This window comes from Dictyobacter halimunensis (assembly GCF_036245075.1).
This window is the reverse complement of record NZ_BSRI01000002.1, coordinates 2,547,000-2,567,328: the sequence shown is the minus strand read 5'-3', so window position 1 is coordinate 2,567,328 and position 20,329 is coordinate 2,547,000. Positions and strand designations below refer to the sequence as shown.

The window sequence follows — 20,329 nt, the reverse complement described above, 5'->3', positions numbered from 1 at the left end:
ATAGTCCTCCAGGTATCATGGTCTTCATGCATTGCGAGCCGCGCACTCTTCAGCGTGGCGAATACGGCTCACAATGGATGGATGGCTGGAATGGCTATCCTCATGAGCGAGAATCTCGTTGATATTCGCTAATCGCACCATGGCGCTCTTAAATGCCTGGTGCAGGCCGGTTGTACGCAGGGCGAACTCATCCGCGCGATATTCCATCGAGCGGCTATAGCTATTCATAATTGAAGTCGTTATTAACCAGGATAGCACACACAGGCACAAAAGGAAGGGGACCGTTGCGCTATCGGAGAAGCCATCAAACAGATAGATCGGAATATCCACCAATCCCAGCATCAACATAGCAATCAGGTAATAAGTGGCCAGGCGCACGCCCGAGCGGGCAAAGATGCGTTTCCAGATGTCGAAGGAGATGTGGTGAGCCAGTTCATGGGCCACGATAACCTCGATCTCATCCAGCGAGAAGCGCTCCAGCATCGTATGTACAATGCCGATCCGGCGTGTCCAGCCCCAGCCAACCACGAAGGCGTTGGGCGCTACTTTAGATCCCGGCCTGGTCAGTATATAGATGCCGCGCACCGAAGTTGACAGACGCTGCATCAACTGCTGCAAACGCTGCTTGACCTCACCATCAGCCAGCGGCGTCAGGGTATAGGTGCGCGCCAGGATAAACGGTTTACATTGCTCCCAGCAAATGTCCAACAGTAATTGGAAACAGACGAAGCCACACCACCACCAATCCTGCAACGTCGCGTACAACAGATAGATAACCTGCACCATCACCGCCCACTTGACGACCAGTTGTCCCTGGATGCGGCAATGGCGCAGAAAGCAGGCGCGCCACGAAAAGGCCGGCAGACGATGATAGCGCTTAAGGCCACAATCAATATAGCTGTAGAGGGGCAGGTAGATGGCCTCCAGACACAGCATGCACAGCAGGTAGCTCAAAAAGATCGGCACGGGGTACCAGTTTATCACCGGCTGCCAGAGCAGTAGCCCTATACAGCGGTGCCATAGAGAGATCACCAATCCCACCAGGCTGATAGAGTGAACAGGATCGATACAGATGAGAGAACCCAGGAGAAAGGCAAGAGGGAGCCCTAACAGGCGCACCAGCGTGCCGCGTGCCGCATGGTAGGAGCGCAGGCGTTGTTGCCGTTCAGCATTAATCTGTTGCACAGCAGGACCTTTCGACAAAGGAGATTGGTGGACTATCACAGTTATAAGAGGGCAGCTTGCTTTAAGCTGCTCAATCCCAAAATAGATGCTTGTTAAGACAACTATAGCATATAAACTAAGCCATATGTATAGCGATCGGACCGTGTTAACGTAGTGCCAAACACGATGCATGCTTAAAGGCTGATAAATGTGAAGTACATCATATCGTTTATAGTTACATTATGATAGGATTTCCTCATGTACTTGATAATTACAAAGTAAAGCTACAATCGTTGAAAGTGCTACTTTTCAAATAATCTGATAGAATTTTATTAATGTATAGATCTGCTTTTATTTAAGCACTATAAAATTGCTGTTTTTAAATTTATTTTTGTAACTATTAGTGCTCGCTTTTTATAGATCAGGAAGGATAAACTGTGGTTCAGAACAGGGCAGACGATTTCGGTATTGATACAGATACGATGACCAGCGTTGCAAACGCGATCAAATCAGATACAGAACATCTCACAGAGCAGACCAAAAGCCTCATGGGTCAGCTTGACGATACCTACCTGAACTTCCCACCGGGAGCCGCGAATCTAGCGCAAGAAAGCCAGATAAGCCTGAATGCTGTCCTCAAACGCGTAAACACCGAAGATTCACGCATCAGCATGATTCTCAGCAGCATCGTCAAAGAGATAGACAAGATGGAGAAAGAGTTCATGCAGTCCTTCCTGCCACCGGACCAGCCAAAGCAAAAGCATGGAGGTCATTGATGGGCAGCACTCTGGATGCATTCACTGAAAAGATCGCGCAACCCTTTGATGATGCCGCTCCAATTGTACGCAACATCGCCAATCTCTACGAAGGCTCAAACCGGAACCTGAAGCAGCATCAGACAACCCTGACGGCCACCTTTAGCGGTCTAGGAGCCAACGCCTTCATCGACATGATCAACAAACAGGTCAAGTGGGTTGATGGCATCGTTGGGCGTCTGAGAGAATTAGCGAGCTTCTACGAGACCTGCGCCCGAGATATCCGCCAGGCCGCGTCCTATATTTCGGGCCCGATCGCCCCTTTTCTCGATATCGAGCAGTGGGTGCTGGATCGTCTGACACCGCATATTGTCGCGGAGCATGGTGAAAGCGCGATCCACGCCGTCTTTAATGACATGCGAGGACAACTCAACCGCGAGATGCATGATGCCAGCGGCTTCTTTAGCGATCTCGTTCATGGCCACTTCGGTGCCGCCCTGAATGACGCGGAAGACAGTGTCAAAGGGATAGCTCATCTGGGAGGTGATGTCCTGGCCATGGTCTCTTCCGTGGAGTCTCTACTCAGCCAATGGGCCGCGGATATCTATTCGGCGGTCAACTGGGCCATGAACAAGCTCAATAGCTGGGGTCTAAGCGCCGAGAACTGGCTGTTCAGTCTCTCAGATATCGCGGATGAGACGGTCGTCTTCACCGATCCAAACTCAACCAGCGAGGAGAAATGGGCGGCGGGCATTGAAATGGGCGTTAACATCGTGCTGGATATCGGCATGGTTGTTCCGGGCGCGGACGTGGTTGCTCTTGGCGGCAAGGGAGTAATCAAGCTGCTGGAAAAATTTGGGCTCAAAGCGGTGATCGATGAGATCGCGAAAAAGGCCGTCACACGCATTACCGAAACCGTCGTCGCGCAAGTCATGAAAAACTTCACGAAAAGGTTTGTGTCAAAACTGGCTGAGAAATATAGTGAGGTCATTGTTGAGCGTGGACTCAAAAAGAGCCTCACGCAGGCTGTTTTCAAGAATCTAGAGCAAGATATCAAGCCAGGCGTGGAAAACTATATTCAAGCTATTATCCAGGACTGGCTCGCGGGCAAAATTTCGGCAGGAGAGGCACATACAGAGATTCAAGCTCTGGTCAGTTTTTCAAATAAATATGGCGCAGACAGACTCAAATATATTCTCAAAAATTATGATCCGGAAGCGCTTAAAGTGATCCTTAATGGCGATCACTTACCGGCTCTTCACCCCAACCTTCCGTGGGAAGCATGGCATTTTGGCCCGAATCAGCCTCGCACCCTTATTCCTAAAAACTTTATAATGCGCGTGGGGGAGAATGCCTACTATGTAAATGCCAATGCAACGAAACACCTGGCGGAGTACACACTGAGTAAGGGAAACCACACTTTTCCATTGAGTACACTCGCCGATGTAATAAAAAATGCCCAGGAAAAAGGTCTACTGAAACCGGGGACAGGGAAACAATTTCTCAAACTTGACCACTGGGAATTAGGCATTGATACAAATGAGCACGTAATTTATCATATCGTCTACAGACCGTAGGTTAGGGGAGAAAAAATGCTCGAAGTGCTTGAAATAGAACAGCTACAAACAAAAGTAGCGCGTGAAATAACCAGTCCGGCGCAAGGGGTAGTCCTGATCAATTGCCAGGTCGTGACAGACGAAACAAAAGACGAGGAAAACGAAGCTGATTTGTCTGTGCCATTACATTGGCGAGCTGGCGACTGGAGCAAGCCGCCCATTGATATTGCGTTGGATGCAGATACAGGTCAGTTTCAGAGTCTCCAGTTAGTCTTGCAAGACGAAACCATCGGTCGCACGACTCTGCTTAGCGCCGAAATGGCCGCTTCGAGCGAAGGGCGACCCATCTTTGCACGCACAGCCTGGCGCAATGATGAGCGCTATATCGATGAGCGCCTTCAGCCGACGCAGAGCTGGGTAGAACATGGTAGCTTGCTCGTTGTGTTCCCGCTTCCTCCAGTTCAAACCACCCAGATCTGCCAGGTGGACGATTCGCTGGCGTTTCTACTCAATGAGCAAAACGAGGTCATTGGTTTTCGTCTGGATCATATCACGTCTGAAGAAAAACGTACCATACGCTGGGCTGCGCCATCAAGAACATAGCGCTGTTTAACTCATCTTCTGGTAGGGGGGCCGAATAGAGCAGAAAAACTCACAGTTTCCTCACAGTTGTGACACACGAATTATCCCAGCAGGGTGTGCATCTGTGGTACAATAGCGTCGATTCAATTGACCGCTATCTGTGACCAACCGACAAATCCATTGCTATGCAATTTTAATTTTTTCCAGATATACATTCCTGATTATTTTCGCGATATGGAGGGTGATGACTGATGTTGGAACAGCAAGATCTATTGGGAGGCCTTAATCAACCTCAGCAGGAGGCCGTTACGACGACGGAGGGACCGGTGTTAATTCTGGCGGGTCCCGGTAGCGGCAAGACACGCGTAATCACCCATCGTATTGCTTATCTTGTGCGAGAGCAGCAGGTTTCGCCCTGGCGCATCCTGGCCGTTACCTTTACCAATAAGGCGGCCCGCGAGATGCGCGAGCGCATGGAGAAGCTGGTTGGGATCAACGAATCTAAAGAGATGATGATCGGCACCTTCCATGCTATCTGTGCCCGCGTGCTGCGCACCGAGGCCGACCACCTGGCTCCCCTGGGGCTCTCGCGCTCATTCGTCATTCTGGACACTGACGACCAGAATACCTTGCTCAAGAAGGCCATCAAAGAGCTCAACCTGGATGAAAAACAATATCGTCCAAACACCATTCAGGCCCTGATCTCACGCGCCAAAAACGACATGCAGGGTCCCGACCAGATGGCCGAGATGGCCACGAAATATGTGGAAGAGGTTGCCGCGCGCGTCTACAAAGAGTATCAAAAGATGATGCGCAAGAATAACAGCGTCGATTTTGATGATCTGATCATGCTAACGGAGCAGTTGTGGAGGCGCGAGCCCGAAGTCTTGAAGCGCTATCAGCGACGCTGGCATTACATTCACGTTGATGAGTTCCAGGATTGCAATCTGCCCCAGTATAAGCTCATTCGCCTGCTGGGTTATGGAACCGATAGCGAGCATAGCGGATTGGGCAATGTCTGTGTGGTCGGCGACGATGACCAGATGATCTATACCTGGCGTGGGGCCAGCGCCGAGAACGTACTACGCTTTGAGCGCGACTTTCCCCAGACAAGAATCCTGCTATTGGAGCAGAACTATCGCTCCACCCAGACCATCCTGGACGCGGCGCAGGGCATCGTTAAGCGCAACAGCCTGCGCAAGGATAAGAAGCTGTGGACCGCGCAGGGCAACGGTGAAAAGATCGTTGTGCACGAGGCCTACAATGAGGAGCAGGAGGGCCTCTACACGGCTCAGGAGATCATACGCCTGCTGGCCCGTGGTGAGATTGATAAGCGCACCGATGTCGCCGTGATGTATCGCACCAACGCCCAGTCACGCGCCCTGGAAGAGCAATTCCTGCGCATGAACATCCCATACAAAGTGATCGGCAGCCGCAAATTCTATGATCGTAAAGAGATCAAAGATATGCTGGCATATATGCGCCTGCTGGCCAATCCCAATGATGATCTAAGCCTGCTGCGCGTCATCAACGTTCCCAACCGCAAGATTGGACCCAAAACAGTGGGAGAGCTGCAGCAGTGGGCCAATCGGCAGAGCAGTTCTCTCTATCGAGCCCTGGAAAGCATCGAGTATCATCCCACGCTGGGCAAAGCGGCCAAAAGCGCGCTGGAAGGCTTTTACAAGTTGATCAACGACCTGCGGGGAGCCATCGATGAGCTGCACCTGCCCGAGCTGCTGGACCGCATCGCCGAGCGCAGCGGCTATGGTCCCGAACTGCGCATCGCCTCCGAAGGCGAGGAGCTAGACCGCTGGGGCAACGTCCTGGAGCTGCGCCGGGTGGCCGAGGACTACTCCGAGATCGAGACCAACGCAGCCCTGGAGCTCTTCCTGGAGAACGTTGCCCTGGTCGGGGGCGCCGATACCGTGCAGTCCGGTGAAGATGGATCGCTGATACAGGAAGAAAATACTGATGCCGTAACCCTGATCACCCTGCACGCAGCCAAGGGACTGGAATATCCCGTCGTCTTTATCGTTGGCATGGACGAGGGGTCACTGCCCCATTCGCGCTCGATCGATAAGCCTGAACAGGTAGAAGAGGAGCGCCGCCTGGCCTATGTCGGCTTCACCCGCGCCATGAAAAAGCTCTACCTGGTACGGGCGCGCCGCCGCTCACTATTTGGAGAAACACAGTATACCGAACCCTCACGTTTCCTGGCCGATATTCCAGGCAAATTGATCATCAAACGTGGTGGGGCCGCGGCACAGCAAGCAGGTGGTGGACAGGGTACGGCATCGCGCAACCGCCAGCAGGGCTACCGGGAACACAGCTGGGAAGACGACTTTAACCAGGATCCATATGGAGAGAGCGGAGGCCGCGTCTTCGGCCGGGGCAGTGGTAGTGGCAATTCGGCCACGCGCAGCTACTCCTCGCTCCCCTCGGCTCCCAAGAGCAGGGGCAACCTGCCCACGGGAAGCGGCTTCGGAGGCGAAGAACCCGCCAATCAGAAGCCCAAAGTGCAGCGCTTCAAGCCCGGTGATCGCGTGCGCCACAACATCTTTGGAGACGGCATCATCTTGAAAAGCGAGATGGAAGAGGGTACAGAATTCGTAGAGGTACAGTTCCCCGGCAAGCACGGCAAGAAACGCCTCAGCCTTGACTTCGCGCGCCTGGACAAGCTTTCCTGACGAGCTAACAACACCATTCAGGTAGGGATCATGGAACAACAGCAATCAACCGAACCAACCGAGTCAACTGAATCCTCACCGTTGCTCAACGGGAATCGTGAACTGGCGGTCCTGTATGCCATCGCGGGCTATCTCAATCGCCAGGTAGATGTCCATGACGCCTTGCAAGAGGTGCTGGCCCATGTCACCCGGCTGCTAGGGCTGCGCACAGGCTGGGTCTGGATCTTCGACGACGCCGGGGAGCCCACCGTCGCCGCCTCACAGCATCTTCCACCCTACCTGGCCGATCATTCCGAACGCATGTGCGGCTCCTGCCTGTGCCTCGACACCTTTATGGGAGGCAGCATGGAGGGGGCCTCAAACATCAACGTGCTCCGCTGCAGCCGCCTCAAAAACGCCGAACGCGACAGCGATCCCAGCGCCCTGGGACTGCGCTTCCACTCCAGCGTTCCCATCTATGCCGGCTCAACCCTGTTGGGGGTGATGAACGTCGCCAGCGAGGACTGGCGCGAGCTACGGCCTGACGAACTGCAACTCCTGCATATTATCAGTGACCAGATCGGGCTGGCCCTGCAGCGGGCGCGCCTGTCGGCCGAGCATACGCGGGCGGCCACGCGCCTGGCCACCATTGAGGAGCGCAACCGCCTGGCCCGCGAGATCCACGACACCATGGCCCAGGGATTGGCCGCTATCGCCTTACAGCTGGAGACCGCCGACGCGCTGATCAAAACGAAGCCCGAGCGTACGCATGAGGCCATTCAACGCGCCCTCGGCCTGGCACGCCATAATCTGGAGGAGGCCCGCCGTTCGGTCATGGACCTGCGAGCCGCCCCGCTGCAGGAACATACGCTGCCCGAAGCTCTGGCCTCCCTGGCTACCGCTGAGCCATTGCCTGTTGTACAATACAGCTACACGCCAATGCTACAGTTTCCCGCCTTGCCGGCACGTATCGAAGCAGGACTCTATCGCATCGCCCAGGAAGCGCTAACCAATGCCCGCAAGCATGCCAATGCTCAGCACATTACGATGCGGCTCAGCGCGGAAGAGCAATGGATTAATCTAAGCATCCAGGACGATGGAAACGGCTTTGAAACAGATAACGTACCCACCAATACGGGCCACTTTGGGCTGACAGGAATGGGGGAACGCGTTCGCATCTTAGGCGGTAGTCTATGTATTTTCAGTGAACCGAGCAAGGGCACATGCGTTGAGGTATCCGTGCCCTACTAACTGGTCGGCGCACACCGCTTCACGGTCCTACAATAGAGCTGAAAGGCAAAATGATGATCCGTATCATACTGGCAGATGACCATCCCATCGTCCGCGAAGGTCTGCATACCCTGTTGGAGACACAACCCGACTTTGAAGTAATCGCCGAATGCGCAAATGGAGACGAAGCCCTGCAAACCACCGCCCGCCTCAAGCCGGACATGCTGCTTTTGGACCTCGAAATGCCGGGCAAGGACGGGGTAGAGACTATGCGCCAGCTTTCACAGATGCCCCAGCGGCCACGCGTCATCGTCTTCACAGCCTTTGACGACGATGATAGAATCATCCATGCGCTTCAGGCCGGGGCCGATGGCTACCTGCTCAAAGAGGCACCACGCGACGAGATCTTCAAATCGATTCGCATTACCATGGAGGGAGGTTCCATGCTACAACCACTGGTCGCCTCCAAGTTGTTGCGCCACGTGGGACAGCAAAGGACCACTCCGCGCCTGGCAAACACCATACCACAGGTCGAAGAGTTGACAGAACGTGAATTAGAGGTATTGCGCCTGCTGGCACAGGGCATGCCAAATAAAGAGATCGCCTCCCACCTGATCATCAGCGAACGCACCGCCAAGTTTCATGTCAGCTCAATTATGAGTAAATTAGGAGCAACCAACCGGACAGAGGCGGTCGCCCTGGCCGCCCAACGAGGACTCATCAACCTGAACGAATAAAAGGCGGCCAAACTGCATCTAAGCCATAAAAGAGCATCCTAAAATACGCAGATCCACTTTACGAATTATTCCTGATCTCGTCATTACTAGCGCGCACCTCGCTGCGCGTTAACCGGACAGTGAGAAATTTAGGCTAATTTTCGCGAGAAGTCCTGAACTCCGGAACAGCATGATATACAATACCACATAGTCATAAGCGACTACGCCGATAGTTTTCTGTTCCTTCATCAATGTAATATTTGTATTTACCTATCAAGCATTCCATTGTTAGCTAATAAACGTCAGGACAGCTGAAGATGCTCAAATCACGCTTAACAGCTTTTATCGCGGTCATTCTGCTGATTGGCGTTGTCTCATTAATAACCATTGGCATTGTGTTCGCAATAGGACCAACCATTACACATACCGCCGGCCTGGAACACGCCGCTGGGACTATCGTCAGTATAAATCCAGATCACAGTTTTATGCTGAAAACAGCCAACGGTACCATTGAGCACTTCCAATGTAATGAACGTTGTATCGCGGGAGAATCGCATATGCGGCGCCATTTAAATGAGCATGCGCATACCGATGTCTATTTCATGCACGTCAACAACATGTTACTCGCGGTCGATGTGGACTAAAAGATAAAAGCAGGCTCCAGTGGTGCCGCCTGCGGCGGCACCACTGGAGGGAGAGACCAGGGGAGACCCCTGGCCCCCCCCACAGGGGCTGGCCGCCCACAGGGGCGAACATAAGGGGTGCAGGGTCCTCCCTGCCGGGGTGTAGGGTGTCCCCACACTCTCTTTTCTGCCCTTGCGCCGCCTGCGGCGGCGCGAAAAAAGAGAAAAAGAGGTTTTGTGGGGACACCCCACACCCCAGCAGGAGGGCTCGCCGCCCTCCTGCACCTCCCGCTTAGGGAGTGCAGAGGGGCCGCCCCTGTGAATCCCGCAGACCCGGGTTTCTATAAGTCATATGTAGACGCTCGTATATTTTATTCGTGTGTGGTCAGGATGTGAGATTGTGATGAACGATTCAGATAGAAGATATTTACCAGCCCAGCAGAGGCAGACTCCAACACTTGATCATGGAGAGGTTGTGATCATTGGCAACGGCATCGCGGGCCTGACGGCCGCGATCGAAGCTCGCCGCCTCGCGCCTGAGAAGCGCATCGTAATCATAACCGATCAGATCCATCCCACAATCAATACACCTGCGCTCAAACAATTTGCGGTAGGCAAACTTACACGTGAGCAGTTGCTGGCTTATCCAGCAGGCACCGAACGCACGGAGCGTATCCATATCGTGAACTCGCGGGTAACAGAGATTCATGCCCAGAGCAAATACGTCACCCTGAGTGGTAACCGTGGCTTTGGTTATGATAGCCTCCTGATCGCCACCGGTAGCTCTCCCCAGGGACTACCCAGAAGCACTCCCGGCCGCAACTTCGATGGGGTGCTCACATTGCATCGCCTGCAGGATTACCTCGACTTACGGCGGCGACTGGGTGAGGTCAGTGAGGCGGTCGTCATTGGTGGCGGTGTACACGCCATCGAGACCGTCATGGGTCTGCTCTATTGGGGTATTCACGTCCACTGGCTCATTCGCGGCAAAACCTTCATGGGCAAAGTGCTGGACGAATATGCCTCTGAGATCGTGCTGAACAACGTTCGCCGGTCCGGTGCGACTGTACACCTGGAAACCGAAGTCACGGGCATTGTAGGGCGTGTAGGGGCCGTAGCGGGGGTAATCACGAACCATCAAGAGATGCTCCCCTGTCAGATGGTTCTCAGTTGCACAGGTACGCAGGCCGCAACTCAGCTGGCCATAAGCTGTTCGGTCCCTATGATGCACAAAAACGGCATCATGGTGGACGACAAACTGCGCACCAGCGTGCGCGATATCTATGCCGCGGGAGATGTGGCTGCACTCAAAAATCCGCAGACCGGAAACTACGAGCCGCGCGCGCAATGGTATGCCGCCGTCGCCCAGGGCCGCATCGCCGGCTCAATGATGGTAGGTCACAAAGAGCTGGCCCAGCAGCCATTCGGGGTCCACTGGCATGCCACCCACCTGGGAGAGCTGTCAATGCTCACGGTCGGTGAACCGATTAGCAAAGATCCACGCCTGACAACTCTGACCGACACCAGCCAGGGCGGATATCGACGCATGACAATGTTAGATGATCGGCTGGTAGGCTATCTCTCGCTGGGTAGCGCCCAACCCGACAGCCTGGCCATCAAACGACTGATGGACGAGGGTATCTCCGTCCGTAACATCGTCAAGCCCTTGCTCAAGGGTCAATTTGACTCGCGTGCCTATCTCTCGCATCAACGTTCACGGGCCACCAGACATCTGATCGAGCAGAAACTGCCCGTCTTGCTAGGAGGTGAAGAGAGGCGCGCACCAGCGAACGTGCCCACCGAGGGTAATTACCTCACATCACCCGAGCCGCGGCAGATGAGTCAACGCATGCCCACGCAGTTACCGGCGCCACGCCTGCCGCAGACAGGTCCATTACCCCAACGCGCCATCGAGCAAGCCGCTAACAGAGCGGTCATGCCGGTCATACATAACGAGGACGAGATCAATCCCTTTACCGGCAACCTGCCGGACGTCTCACTCAGTGGTAACCAAAGCCTGATCGTGATGGCCGACAACGATATCTCCCGGTCATATATGGGCCCGGGCCGACCTCTGATGGATGGCCCTGTCACACCACCCCAGGGGCATCGGTTCCCGCTAGACGCGCGTGAGCCAGCCATCCCGGCGCGAGAAAACGAAAAGAAACAACTCCACTATAAACTCTGGGCCTATATTGATCAATCGCCAGATATCGATTAAAGACAGGGCCGGATAGGCTTGAAGGAGCAACCTACGAATGCTAAGAATGCTAAAACCGAACGCCATCACTCTTCATAAGACCAGGCCCCAGGTAGGGCAGGAGATCCAGGCGTGCATTGGCTGCAACGAATGCCTGCTGGCATGTCCGGCGGTCGCCGAACCGATCACCATCGACATGCTCAACCGCGAGACCCTCTCGGGTCCCATTTCAGAGCCTGTCGCGCGCTTTACGCGTGCCTGCTATCAGTGTGGCGCCTGTGTCGCGCCCTGCCCGGTGGGTCTGCACAGGGATGCTATGATGCTCTGGCTGAAAGTACGGCTTCTCAGCAGCATGGAAGAGATGTAACAAGGCTAAAGTGAGTATGTATCAACGTAGAAGAGGAAACCACATATGAACAGATTAAGTGATGAGAAAGGCTATCCCTGGTTCTTTTTTGACACCGGCCGGCCATGGGTAAAAACGTGGTTCGTCACCCTGATCATGATCCTTATCTTTATTTTGAGCCTCTTTGTCTATGCTCACTTTAGCCAGGACCTATCACCCGATAGCCCGGCCGGTTATATCTATGCCATCGTGGGTAGCGGCTTCATGTTGCTGGCAACGTTTCTTTATACCCGTGCCCGGCGCCAGCGTCAGCGCCGCATCGGGCATCTCAACGCGTCCCTGAACTGGCATATCAGCTTTGGGGTCCTGGCCATTGTAATCCTGCTGCTCCACTCATTCGGCAACTTCAATCCCCGCACTGGCACCTACGCCCTCGAAGGAATGATCGCCCTGGTCATCAGCGGCTTCATCGGACGAACAATTGACCGCCTGGCGCCGAGACAGATCACGAAAGAGGTCAAAAAGGCCCTGACCGAATACGGGGATGATCGTATTGAAGATATCTCGCGCAACGTCCAGAAGATCGTCACTCACAACACGCAAGATCTGCGCACGTTCAAGACGCAGGGAAAAACGACCCGCACCCTGAATGGACAGGCGGCCCAGGTTGTCACTCCTGATCCGGTCAGCCTGGGGGGAACCGCGCTACCCAGTTCCTGGGACATCGCGTACATCTCCCTGGAAGAGACCCCGCAGGAGGTCAGCCGCAACAGCCAGCAATATCGTTTCGTGCCGGATAAAAGGAGTGCACTGGCGACGCCCGGCGCCCTGATCCCCGGCTATAACGAGCAGATACAGGAGCTACAGATCGTTCAGCATGCGCTGCAGCGCGAGCAATTCTATCGCGCCCTGATCCGCTACTGGCGCGTCTTCCACGTGCTACTGGTCCTGCTCACCCTCGCGCTCACCATCTGGCACCTGGTTTACGCGGGACAGCTCCTCATCCCGCTTCTGTTCAAACATTAAAGATCAGTAAAACCGCAACCTACTCTTGCACGTATTACCAATAGAGCGTTTAGCAGGAGGAAAAAGATATGCTACAACAATCGACAGAACAGCAGCAATATCCCGGTGATCAGCTGGCCCGGAAGCTGGCTCATCCCAGGCGGTTAGACATTTTCTTACATGGCTTCAAAACAGCCAGGTTGATCAAGGCGTTGATGGTAGATGGAAGGGTTCCCGTATTCAAAAAGGTGCTCTTTGTGGGATCCATCGCAGCCATTGTGGCCATCTTGCTCTTCCCGGACGCGATTAATGAGACCATCTTGAGCACGGTGCTACCGCTGGTGGGAACGGTTCTGGGAGTGCCACTGGATGCGGGCTTCGACTGGATCGCCTTTACGCTGGTGGCGGTCAATCTGCTACGCTACTTCCCATCTGATATCGTTGCTGAACATTACAGCCGCATCTTTAATAAATAGAGATAGACGCGTCAGGCAAAACAAGCAAAAAAAAATAGCCACCTTATCCCCCACGTCACGCGACCACACATTAAGCCGCTGCTCGGCGGCCACGGTCGACGATGCTGGGGGATTGTGGTTTTCCAGTCCTGTAATGAAACGCATCCATGCGTCCATAGAGAGAGACAAGAGAGAACAAGGCCCCGCTGCAGCAAATCATCTCTAACAAAAATATAGATAAATATCTATATACCGTTCGCCCTATCATCCCAACAATTAAAGTGGGAATGAGAGATTTGCTCCAGACAGCAATTCAAAAGTCATTGGCGCATCTTTAGATAGAGAACGCTAATTAATCGGCGCGGTAAACTTATCGTTGGCGTTGGTCGGCCGGAATTTCTTGCCATCGTTGACGAATACAGAGACTTGATCCTGATTCGACAGATGGACGTGAACAATCATATCGGGCTTGCTATCACCATTGAGATCCTTGAAATCGACCGTTACAGGCGCCAGGTCAACATTATCGCTACTCATCAAATTCACAACATAGCTGACCGACTTACCCGGCCCGGTATCGCCTCCCATCATCTCCATCACGACCGCTTGATGATTATAATTGATAGCGATAAAGTGACTTTTATGCTGGAGACTATCATTGTGTCCAACAACAGCATCGGTCTGATAGGTACGGGGATAACCATATTTAAAATCATTGTAGCGTGCGATACCCCACGAAAGGGCTGTGCTACCCAGGACCCAGAGGACCAGCATCGCGACCATACCGACGCCGGCGGGCAAGAGCCAGTGTACACGGCGAGTCGGCTTCTCCTTTATAGGCGGAGGCGGCGGCTTCAGCGCAGTCCTGGTATTCTTCGTGGTGTTAGTATTCCTTGTGCTGGTACCTCGCGCGCCCGCCGTCGTATACACCTGGGAAGGTGGTGGCTGCATAGGCAGGCGTGGCTGCCGACCGGTATGCCCCGATGAACGCATTTGGGGCGGCAGATCCTTCGTCATCCCCTGACGCCTGGGCGGAATCGCGGAGCTTCCCATGCCTACTTGCGTATTAGGATAACGGGGGGGCTGCGTATTCGTAAAACGCACAACGCTAGAGCTAGAACGAGGTGGGTCGATCATTCCTTCATCGAAACGATATCCATCGGTATGAGGCGACGTATTGGCGCCGCTCATGGGCCGTTGGTACATCGATGAGGGATGTGGATTCTGACTGCCAGTCATTCCTCTTGCACGTCTCCGCGACGCGGATTGTTCACCATCGGCGGCCATTAGTAATCCTTTCTCTCTCTGTATGGCTTACTTGCCAACAATACAGGAAGATATTACAGTTTAGCGTTAAAACTGTATCGAAAGCTATCATACTATCAGAGTGCTCTCAGTGTCAAATATTGTTGTTCCAACATATAACAAAAAAACTCGCGGTGTGCCAGCATTTGATCGATCAAGATCGATTTTTCCTCTCGCGCCGCCTGCGGCGGCACGAGAGGGTAAAGTGGATTTGGGGGACACCCCCAAACCCCCGGCAGGAGGACTGACCGTCCTCCTGCACCTCCTGCTTTTTTTTAATCTACTACATGTCTTACGTATGGATGGCCCGGTGGGTGACAAATGCGAGGTTTTGAGGGTAGAGTATGATGAAAATAGGGATGTGTATGCCAGATGGGGAGAAGATGCAAGATGGAGACGGCTGATGAGCAGGCTAGCGCGATCGAGCAAGAACGCCAGCGCATCGGCCGCGAACTGCACGATAGCGTGGTCCAGCAGATTGCCTTCGCGCTCTATAAGTTGGAATTTATCCAGCGATTGGTTGAGCGGCAGCAATTTCAGGCTATCAGCCAGGAGATCCTGCAGGTGGCAACGATATTGGAGCAGAGCCTACAGGAGCTGCGAGCCAGTATCAACGCCCTGCGTCCTCCACAGATCGAGCAAGCTGGCATACAGGACGCGGTTGCTAATCTGCTCAGTCAGTATGGCCTGACCATTCACCAGCATCTGCCAGCCATTGGGCGCATACCAGAACACCTGCAAGCACCTATCTTTCGTCTGCTGCAGGAGGCTCTGTCGAATATTCACCAGCATGCGCAGGCCAGCGATATATGGATCACCATAGACATTCAAAATAATGTGCTGCTTATAACGATCAGGGACAATGGGATCGGATTTTTGATGCCGGTTCAAGAGACGAGCGACGAGCGACCAGAGGCGCATTCGCAGCGTCACCTGGGACTGCGCACCATGCGCGAACGCGTGCAGGAGGTGGGAGGCAGCTGGCAGCTACACAGTCGACCAGGGTCCGGCACCGTCATCACAGCCAGCTTTCCACTGCCCAATAGGGACACGAACACTTAGTCTTCTTCATCTGGTAACAGGCCCTGGCGCAGCGCGAAGATAGCGACCTGGGTACGATCGCGCAGATGCAGCTTCTGGAAGATGATCGAAAGATAGTTCTTGACCGTCTTCTCCGAATACGCCAGGCGCTCAGCGATCTCCTTATTGCTCATGCCGGCGGCCAGGTAACGGATAATCTCGACCTCCTTCTCCGAGAGTTGGGTCACATGCTGACCCGTGGGAGTGGTTATCGCCTCTGGCTGGCGGCGCAATTCATTCACCAGCACGCCGGTCAAGGAAGGAGAGATAGCCACGCCGCCCGCGTGGACGGTGCGAATCGCCTGCGCCACCTCACGGGCCGTCGCGCTCTTCAAAATATAGCCACGCGCCCCATTGCGCATCGCCTCCACAATCTGCTGATTCTGACGATGCATGGTCAGCATAATCACCGCCACCGCTGGAAACTGCTGGGTCACCTGGCGCGTAATAGCGATGCCATCCACCACGGGCAAATTAATATCCATCAGCACCACATCGGGATGGACCTGGCGGATCTTTTCCAGGGCCGAAAAACCATCCACCGCATCACCCACCACCTCAATATCATCTTCCAGGGAGAAAAGCTGGCTCAATCCCTCACGGATCAACGCATGGTCATCCACAATCAGTACGCGCACCTGGATTGTGGGCTGACTCGCCGTTATACTACGACTATCGGCCACACCGGTTGCCAGCCGTTGTCCTTCATCACCAGTTAAAAGTGTAGGAGAAAGAGTCAGCGACTCCGTAGCCACAGTCGTATGCAAATGATGATCATCGGTATCGAGATAGTGCATAAAAAGACTCCTTCCAACCAGAGCAGCCAAACGGCAAAGTGCTTGTGAAAGTCGCATCCTCACAGATTAAAAACATGCCAGGTTGCTTCATATACTTTCATATTCCTAGTATAGCCATTAAACAAATGGGGATTTTATCTCACAAGTCAGCATACAAGCGTCAAACTATGACAAATGGGCACGCATAGTCGCCAGTTGACGAGCATGCTGGCGATCATGTAACGGTAGCATATTCACAAGTTGATAGAACTTCCGAGAGCCCCAGGAGGCAAAAACAAAGGGACGCTCCCAATTGGAGAGGGGAGCCTGTGATAGATAGGAAAGAAGCTCAGAGCGGCGATCAGACATCTCGACCAGCACCGAATCTAAAGAGAGGACGGCATCGCCCAGCTCTGTCTCAACGGGAAGGAGTTGAAGCAAAGTATCAAAATGGGGATTATCTTCGGACTGAATGCGCTGCAACTGCTGCAAGGCCACGACCTCTATAGTAGCCAGGTGATGGGCAATCAGCAGGGGAGACTCACCCTCGGCTGTCAGGGAGCGCGACAAATCCTCCGGTTGGAACGCGGCCAACTGGCTCATAAACTCGATACGAGCCATAACCAGCCGACGTCGAACTTTCACAAATGGACTCTCAATCCCCGCCATATTGCCTCCCCACTATGGTGCTATATATCTTCCTGTGGCTTCACCAATCGATCGTAGAGACTATCCAATTCATCCTGATTATTAAAATGGAGGACCAACTTACCTTTTCCTCTGGCATTGCATTTCAGGTCGACCTTCACCATCAAGGCCTCACGGAAGTGCTCCTCCAGACTGGACAGTTCGGGAGAGCGCAGCGGGCCCGAATTAGCCTGCTCGATAGCTCCCTCCACGTCTTCAGCATTCTTGATACGTGTCGCCAGTTCTTCCGCCTGGCGCACATTCAGACGCAGGGCAATAATCTGCTCCATAGCCTGGATCTGGGCCTCTTCGCTCTCAATATTGATCAAGGCGCGCGCATGGCCGGCTGTGAAGTTATCGACCTGATTAACCAGCATCTCACGCACGCGAGGAGCAAGCTGCAGCAAGCGCAGCGCATTGGTAACCGTCACCCGGTCCTTACCCACCTGGCGCGCCACCGACTCCTGGGTCAGGCCGAACTCCTGCACCAGCGCCTGGTAGGCCAGGGCCTCTTCAATGGGATTAAGATCAAAGCGCTGAATATTTTCAATCAAGGCCAGCTCAAGCATCTCCAGAGGAGAAACGTCCTTGATGACCACCGGAACTTTGGTCAATCCGGCCAGTTTGGACGCGCGCCAGCGACGCTCACCGGCGATGATCTGATACTGCACCACGGGAGCGGCGGGAACTGTGGAGGAAGAAGAACCAAACCAATCACTTTCAGCCTGGGCCGACTGCGCCTTATCGGCTCCATCCAGCCGCGTCACCACGATCGGCTGAATCAAACCATGCTCTTTAATGGAGTCTCGCAACTCAAATAACAGGGGATCGTCATCACGGAACGTGCGCCGTGGCTGACGCGGATTGGGGATAATGCTATCAATAGGAACCAAAGGCAGAGTATCGGCAGAAACTCTAGCCGGTTGTTGGGCGGACATCACATCGGAAGCGCCAGAGATCAACGCATCCAGACCGCGTCCCAGCCCGGATTTTGGTTTAGCCACGAGCCATTACCTCCTCGGCAAGTGCGCGATACGCCAGACCCCCAGGGGAAGTAGGATCGTAATCCAGGATCGCCTGGCCGAAGCTAGGGGCCTCACTTAGGCGAACATTTCGATTAATAATTGTTTGGAACACTTCTTGTGGGAAATGACTGCGTACCTCGCGCACAATATCGGCCGCCAACCGTGTACGAGAGTCAAACATCGTCAGGATCACACCAACAATATACAGTTTTGCATTCAGCTTTGACTTTATGATATTCACGGTATTCAAGAGCTGGCTTAAACCCTCCAGCGCCAGGTATTCGCACTGAATAGGAATAATGATACCATCGGCGGCCACCAGAGCATTCACCGTCAACAGGCCAAGAGAGGGAGGGCAATCGATAATAATATAATCGCAGCGCTCACGAATAGGCTCCAGAATCTGGCGCAGGCGATGTTCACGGGCGATCGCGCCGACCAGTTCAATCTCGGCCGCGGCCAGATCGACGGTACAGGGGGCCACCACCAGTTCGCGACGCGAAGTTGGAACAATCACATCAAATATAGAAATTTCATCATTCTCTTGTATAAGCAAATCATAGATCGTATGTGTTCGCTTATTTTTTAACACGCCAATTCCACTCGAGGCGTTGGCCTGCGGGTCCATATCAACCAGCAGTACCCTGCGCCCGGCGGCAGCCAGGTACGTAGCCAGGTTGATAGCTGAAGTTGTCTTGCCGACGCCGCCTTTTTGGTTCGTAATTGCGTACACTTTTGACACCGGATGCGACCATACCTTTCCTCTTCCATGCCGAAGACCATAAAGCTCCGCTTCAGGCACATTGTAACAAATGTATCAGAGAGAAGCAACATGACTTATCACAATAGTGTGATTGTCTCGATTCGAGCGCACAACTGAAAGGCGTGTCGGTATTATTAGATATGTAGATGAAGTGATAAACAGAATAATACCGGCTACAATAAACACTATAATGGAGAAATAAAAAGAATTTACACAGCAACAGATAGGGTTCAGCGTATAATGGTATGAACCCTTATGGATGCGCAGTGTAGCTATAAAAATTACAATGTTACGCGATTACCGCCTGCGGGCATCGTAAAACGCAGGAAGCCGCCACCGGCCAGGCGTGTACAGACGACCGCGATTGTATAAAAGACAAACAAAAAGACGGCGGTGCGCAGTTCATAGAACAGGTAGCCGGTCAGGGTCAGATGGCTGGCGCCGCGCGCGAACAGTCGCAGCAAGACGGGACCCTGCTGTACCTCAAACATTGTTAAGGGCAAGCCGCAACACAGGCTAATGACGATATCCAGCCCAAGGCAGATAGCGGCGATGCGTGGCCCCAGTAGCCAGAAACGCTTGCTGATCCGCTCGCGCTTCGTTGAGGTCATGCGGCGCGCCGCCCACACCGGTGGTAGAATATACTGGAACACTAAAAACAGTAAGGGGACCGCGACAAACATCCAATCGGGAAAGACGGCGGGGGTAATTAGCGCTCCGAGCCTACCGATGGCATAGATAATAACCCCTTCAATGATGCCGCGTCGGTAGCTCACTTTGTTGAATAACATAAAGACAAACCTGATTTCGTCTTAGGAAAGTTGATAGAAAAACAAGGAACCTGTCGTTGCCGATATCCGATAAAGAGAGATCAGTGACAACCGCAGGAACCGCCACCACAGCCACAGCCACCTGTCGCAGGTGCATCGTCAAATGAATAATCTTCGCCCGCGCCACGAGGGGCCGCGAAAACTGAGAGCAGTCGACGAACTTTTTCGCTATGGCACTTCGTACAAACAACGTCATCAGCATGCTTGTGGCTGACGAGGAGCTCAAATCTGGATTTGCAATCCGCGCAGTAATACTCGAACAATGGCATTAAGGGACTCCTCCTAAATATAGATGGAAAGTGTTGTATGTCAACAGATATTGTAGTGTCTGGCTTTGACTGCGTCAAGTCAGCTATAATGTGGTCCAGGACTTTTTCCATGATTTGGTGCCGCCTGCGGCGGCACCAAATCATGGGGAAGAGATGGGCAGGGGACACCCCTGCAACCCCGGCAGGAGGGCTCGCCGCCCTCCTGCACCTCCCACTTTGCGAGCACAGAGGATCGGCGGAGACACCCTGGCAGGAGGGCTCGCCGCCCTCCTGCACCTCCCGCTTTGCGAGCACAG

The 20,329-nt window shown here is 53.6% G+C and carries 20 protein-coding genes; 12 read left to right on the top strand and 8 right to left on the bottom strand.

The annotated features are described in order from the left end of the window. Positions 1-24: 24 nt before the first annotated feature. Entirely contained in the window at positions 25-1,185 is a 1,161-nt protein-coding gene (locus AABA21_RS24690) for a M48 family metalloprotease (RefSeq protein WP_338254375.1), read from the bottom strand. A gap of 416 nt (positions 1,186-1,601) precedes the next feature. Between AABA21_RS24690 and AABA21_RS24685 the strand changes: the two genes are divergently transcribed. From AABA21_RS24685 to AABA21_RS24635, 11 genes are all read left to right on the top strand, one after another. Next, positions 1,602-1,940 carry a hypothetical protein gene (locus tag AABA21_RS24685; RefSeq protein ID WP_338254374.1) on the top strand — a complete coding sequence of 113 codons (339 nt, stop codon included), beginning with the start codon at positions 1,602-1,604 and terminating at the stop codon, positions 1,938-1,940. Then, entirely contained in the window at positions 1,940-3,496 is a 1,557-nt protein-coding gene (locus tag AABA21_RS24680; RefSeq protein WP_338254373.1) for a hypothetical protein, read from the top strand. Before AABA21_RS24685 ends, AABA21_RS24680 begins: the two co-directional genes overlap by 1 nt. Before the next feature lie 15 nt (positions 3,497-3,511). After that, positions 3,512-4,078, top strand: coding sequence for a hypothetical protein (locus AABA21_RS24675; protein ID WP_338254372.1), 567 nt, complete (start codon positions 3,512-3,514; stop codon positions 4,076-4,078). Between the two features lie 230 nt (positions 4,079-4,308). Then, positions 4,309-6,744, top strand: a complete 2,436-nt coding sequence (locus tag AABA21_RS24670; protein ID WP_338254371.1) for an ATP-dependent helicase — start codon at positions 4,309-4,311, stop codon at positions 6,742-6,744. Positions 6,745-6,774: 30 nt separating this feature from the next. Beyond that, complete coding sequence (locus tag AABA21_RS24665; RefSeq protein ID WP_338254370.1) at positions 6,775-7,974, top strand: GAF domain-containing sensor histidine kinase; 1,200 nt, start codon at positions 6,775-6,777, stop codon at positions 7,972-7,974. 50 nt (positions 7,975-8,024) lie between these two features. After that, positions 8,025-8,690, top strand: a complete 666-nt coding sequence (locus AABA21_RS24660; RefSeq protein ID WP_338254369.1) for a response regulator — start codon at positions 8,025-8,027, stop codon at positions 8,688-8,690. Positions 8,691-8,986: 296 nt separating this feature from the next. Further along, the gene (locus tag AABA21_RS24655) at positions 8,987-9,313 is read left to right on the top strand and encodes a hypothetical protein (RefSeq protein ID WP_338254367.1); all 327 of its coding nucleotides are present in this window, start codon (positions 8,987-8,989) and stop codon (positions 9,311-9,313) included. A 382-nt stretch (positions 9,314-9,695) separates the two neighbouring features. Continuing rightward, complete coding sequence (locus AABA21_RS24650) at positions 9,696-11,513, top strand: NAD(P)/FAD-dependent oxidoreductase (RefSeq protein ID WP_338254365.1); 1,818 nt, start codon at positions 9,696-9,698, stop codon at positions 11,511-11,513. A 37-nt stretch (positions 11,514-11,550) separates the two neighbouring features. Next, a complete protein-coding gene (locus AABA21_RS24645; protein WP_338254364.1) occupies positions 11,551-11,859 on the top strand; it encodes a 4Fe-4S dicluster domain-containing protein in 309 nt (102 codons plus the stop codon). 45 nt (positions 11,860-11,904) lie between these two features. Beyond that, positions 11,905-12,864, top strand: coding sequence for a hypothetical protein (locus AABA21_RS24640; RefSeq protein WP_338254362.1), 960 nt, complete (start codon positions 11,905-11,907; stop codon positions 12,862-12,864). A 68-nt stretch (positions 12,865-12,932) separates the two neighbouring features. Then, on the top strand, positions 12,933-13,319 hold the full coding sequence (locus tag AABA21_RS24635; protein ID WP_338254360.1) for a hypothetical protein: 387 nt from the start codon (positions 12,933-12,935) through the stop codon (positions 13,317-13,319). A 327-nt stretch (positions 13,320-13,646) separates the two neighbouring features. Here the strand turns inward: AABA21_RS24635 and AABA21_RS24630 are convergent, their stop codons facing one another. Continuing rightward, positions 13,647-14,585 (bottom strand): hypothetical protein, encoded by a 939-nt coding sequence (locus AABA21_RS24630; protein WP_338254359.1) that lies wholly within the window; start codon positions 14,583-14,585, stop codon positions 13,647-13,649. Positions 14,586-14,993: 408 nt separating this feature from the next. Here AABA21_RS24630 and AABA21_RS24625 point away from each other — a divergent pair, with 408 nt between their 5' ends. Further along, complete coding sequence (locus AABA21_RS24625) at positions 14,994-15,665, top strand: sensor histidine kinase (protein ID WP_338254357.1); 672 nt, start codon at positions 14,994-14,996, stop codon at positions 15,663-15,665. Here AABA21_RS24625 and AABA21_RS24620 read toward each other — a convergent pair. From AABA21_RS24620 to AABA21_RS24595, 6 genes are all read right to left on the bottom strand, one after another. After that, complete coding sequence (locus AABA21_RS24620; RefSeq protein ID WP_338254355.1) at positions 15,662-16,480, bottom strand: response regulator; 819 nt, start codon at positions 16,478-16,480, stop codon at positions 15,662-15,664. The two genes, AABA21_RS24625 and AABA21_RS24620, sit on opposite strands and share 4 nt — an antisense overlap. Positions 16,481-16,645: 165 nt before the next feature. Next, positions 16,646-17,128: a DinB family protein gene (locus tag AABA21_RS24615; protein WP_338254354.1), complete on the bottom strand. Its 483-nt coding sequence runs from the start codon at positions 17,126-17,128 to the stop codon at positions 16,646-16,648. 20 nt (positions 17,129-17,148) lie between these two features. After that, a complete protein-coding gene (locus AABA21_RS24610; protein ID WP_338254352.1) occupies positions 17,149-18,150 on the bottom strand; it encodes a ParB/RepB/Spo0J family partition protein in 1,002 nt (333 codons plus the stop codon). After that, positions 18,143-18,913: a ParA family protein gene (locus AABA21_RS24605; protein WP_338254351.1), complete on the bottom strand. Its 771-nt coding sequence runs from the start codon at positions 18,911-18,913 to the stop codon at positions 18,143-18,145. Before AABA21_RS24605 ends, AABA21_RS24610 begins: the two co-directional genes overlap by 8 nt. A gap of 302 nt (positions 18,914-19,215) precedes the next feature. Further along, on the bottom strand, positions 19,216-19,725 hold the full coding sequence (locus tag AABA21_RS24600; RefSeq protein WP_338254350.1) for a hypothetical protein: 510 nt from the start codon (positions 19,723-19,725) through the stop codon (positions 19,216-19,218). A gap of 80 nt (positions 19,726-19,805) precedes the next feature. Continuing rightward, positions 19,806-20,033: an FmdB family zinc ribbon protein gene (locus AABA21_RS24595; protein ID WP_160145798.1), complete on the bottom strand. Its 228-nt coding sequence runs from the start codon at positions 20,031-20,033 to the stop codon at positions 19,806-19,808. Positions 20,034-20,329: the final 296 nt, after the last annotated feature.

What these genes read in the sequence shown, in the direction of transcription:
- AABA21_RS24630 (WP_338254359.1), bottom strand. Translation starts at nt 14,585, where the DNA reads ATGGCCGCCGATGGTGAACAATCCGCGTCGCGGAGACGTGCAAGAGGA.
- AABA21_RS24620 (WP_338254355.1), bottom strand. Translation starts at nt 16,480, where the DNA reads ATGCACTATCTCGATACCGATGATCATCATTTGCATACGACTGTGGCT.
- AABA21_RS24670 (WP_338254371.1), top strand. Translation starts at nt 4,309, where the DNA reads ATGTTGGAACAGCAAGATCTATTGGGAGGCCTTAATCAACCTCAGCAG.
- AABA21_RS24600 (WP_338254350.1), bottom strand. Translation starts at nt 19,725, where the DNA reads ATGTTATTCAACAAAGTGAGCTACCGACGCGGCATCATTGAAGGGGTT.
- AABA21_RS24675 (WP_338254372.1), top strand. Translation starts at nt 3,512, where the DNA reads ATGCTCGAAGTGCTTGAAATAGAACAGCTACAAACAAAAGTAGCGCGT.
- AABA21_RS24595 (WP_160145798.1), bottom strand. Translation starts at nt 20,033, where the DNA reads ATGCCATTGTTCGAGTATTACTGCGCGGATTGCAAATCCAGATTTGAG.
- AABA21_RS24645 (WP_338254364.1), top strand. Translation starts at nt 11,551, where the DNA reads ATGCTAAGAATGCTAAAACCGAACGCCATCACTCTTCATAAGACCAGG.
- AABA21_RS24650 (WP_338254365.1), top strand. Translation starts at nt 9,696, where the DNA reads ATGAACGATTCAGATAGAAGATATTTACCAGCCCAGCAGAGGCAGACT.
- AABA21_RS24625 (WP_338254357.1), top strand. Translation starts at nt 14,994, where the DNA reads ATGGAGACGGCTGATGAGCAGGCTAGCGCGATCGAGCAAGAACGCCAG.
- AABA21_RS24665 (WP_338254370.1), top strand. Translation starts at nt 6,775, where the DNA reads ATGGAACAACAGCAATCAACCGAACCAACCGAGTCAACTGAATCCTCA.
- AABA21_RS24615 (WP_338254354.1), bottom strand. Translation starts at nt 17,128, where the DNA reads ATGGCGGGGATTGAGAGTCCATTTGTGAAAGTTCGACGTCGGCTGGTT.
- AABA21_RS24680 (WP_338254373.1), top strand. Translation starts at nt 1,940, where the DNA reads ATGGGCAGCACTCTGGATGCATTCACTGAAAAGATCGCGCAACCCTTT.
- AABA21_RS24635 (WP_338254360.1), top strand. Translation starts at nt 12,933, where the DNA reads ATGCTACAACAATCGACAGAACAGCAGCAATATCCCGGTGATCAGCTG.
- AABA21_RS24660 (WP_338254369.1), top strand. Translation starts at nt 8,025, where the DNA reads ATGATGATCCGTATCATACTGGCAGATGACCATCCCATCGTCCGCGAA.
- AABA21_RS24655 (WP_338254367.1), top strand. Translation starts at nt 8,987, where the DNA reads ATGCTCAAATCACGCTTAACAGCTTTTATCGCGGTCATTCTGCTGATT.
- AABA21_RS24640 (WP_338254362.1), top strand. Translation starts at nt 11,905, where the DNA reads ATGAACAGATTAAGTGATGAGAAAGGCTATCCCTGGTTCTTTTTTGAC.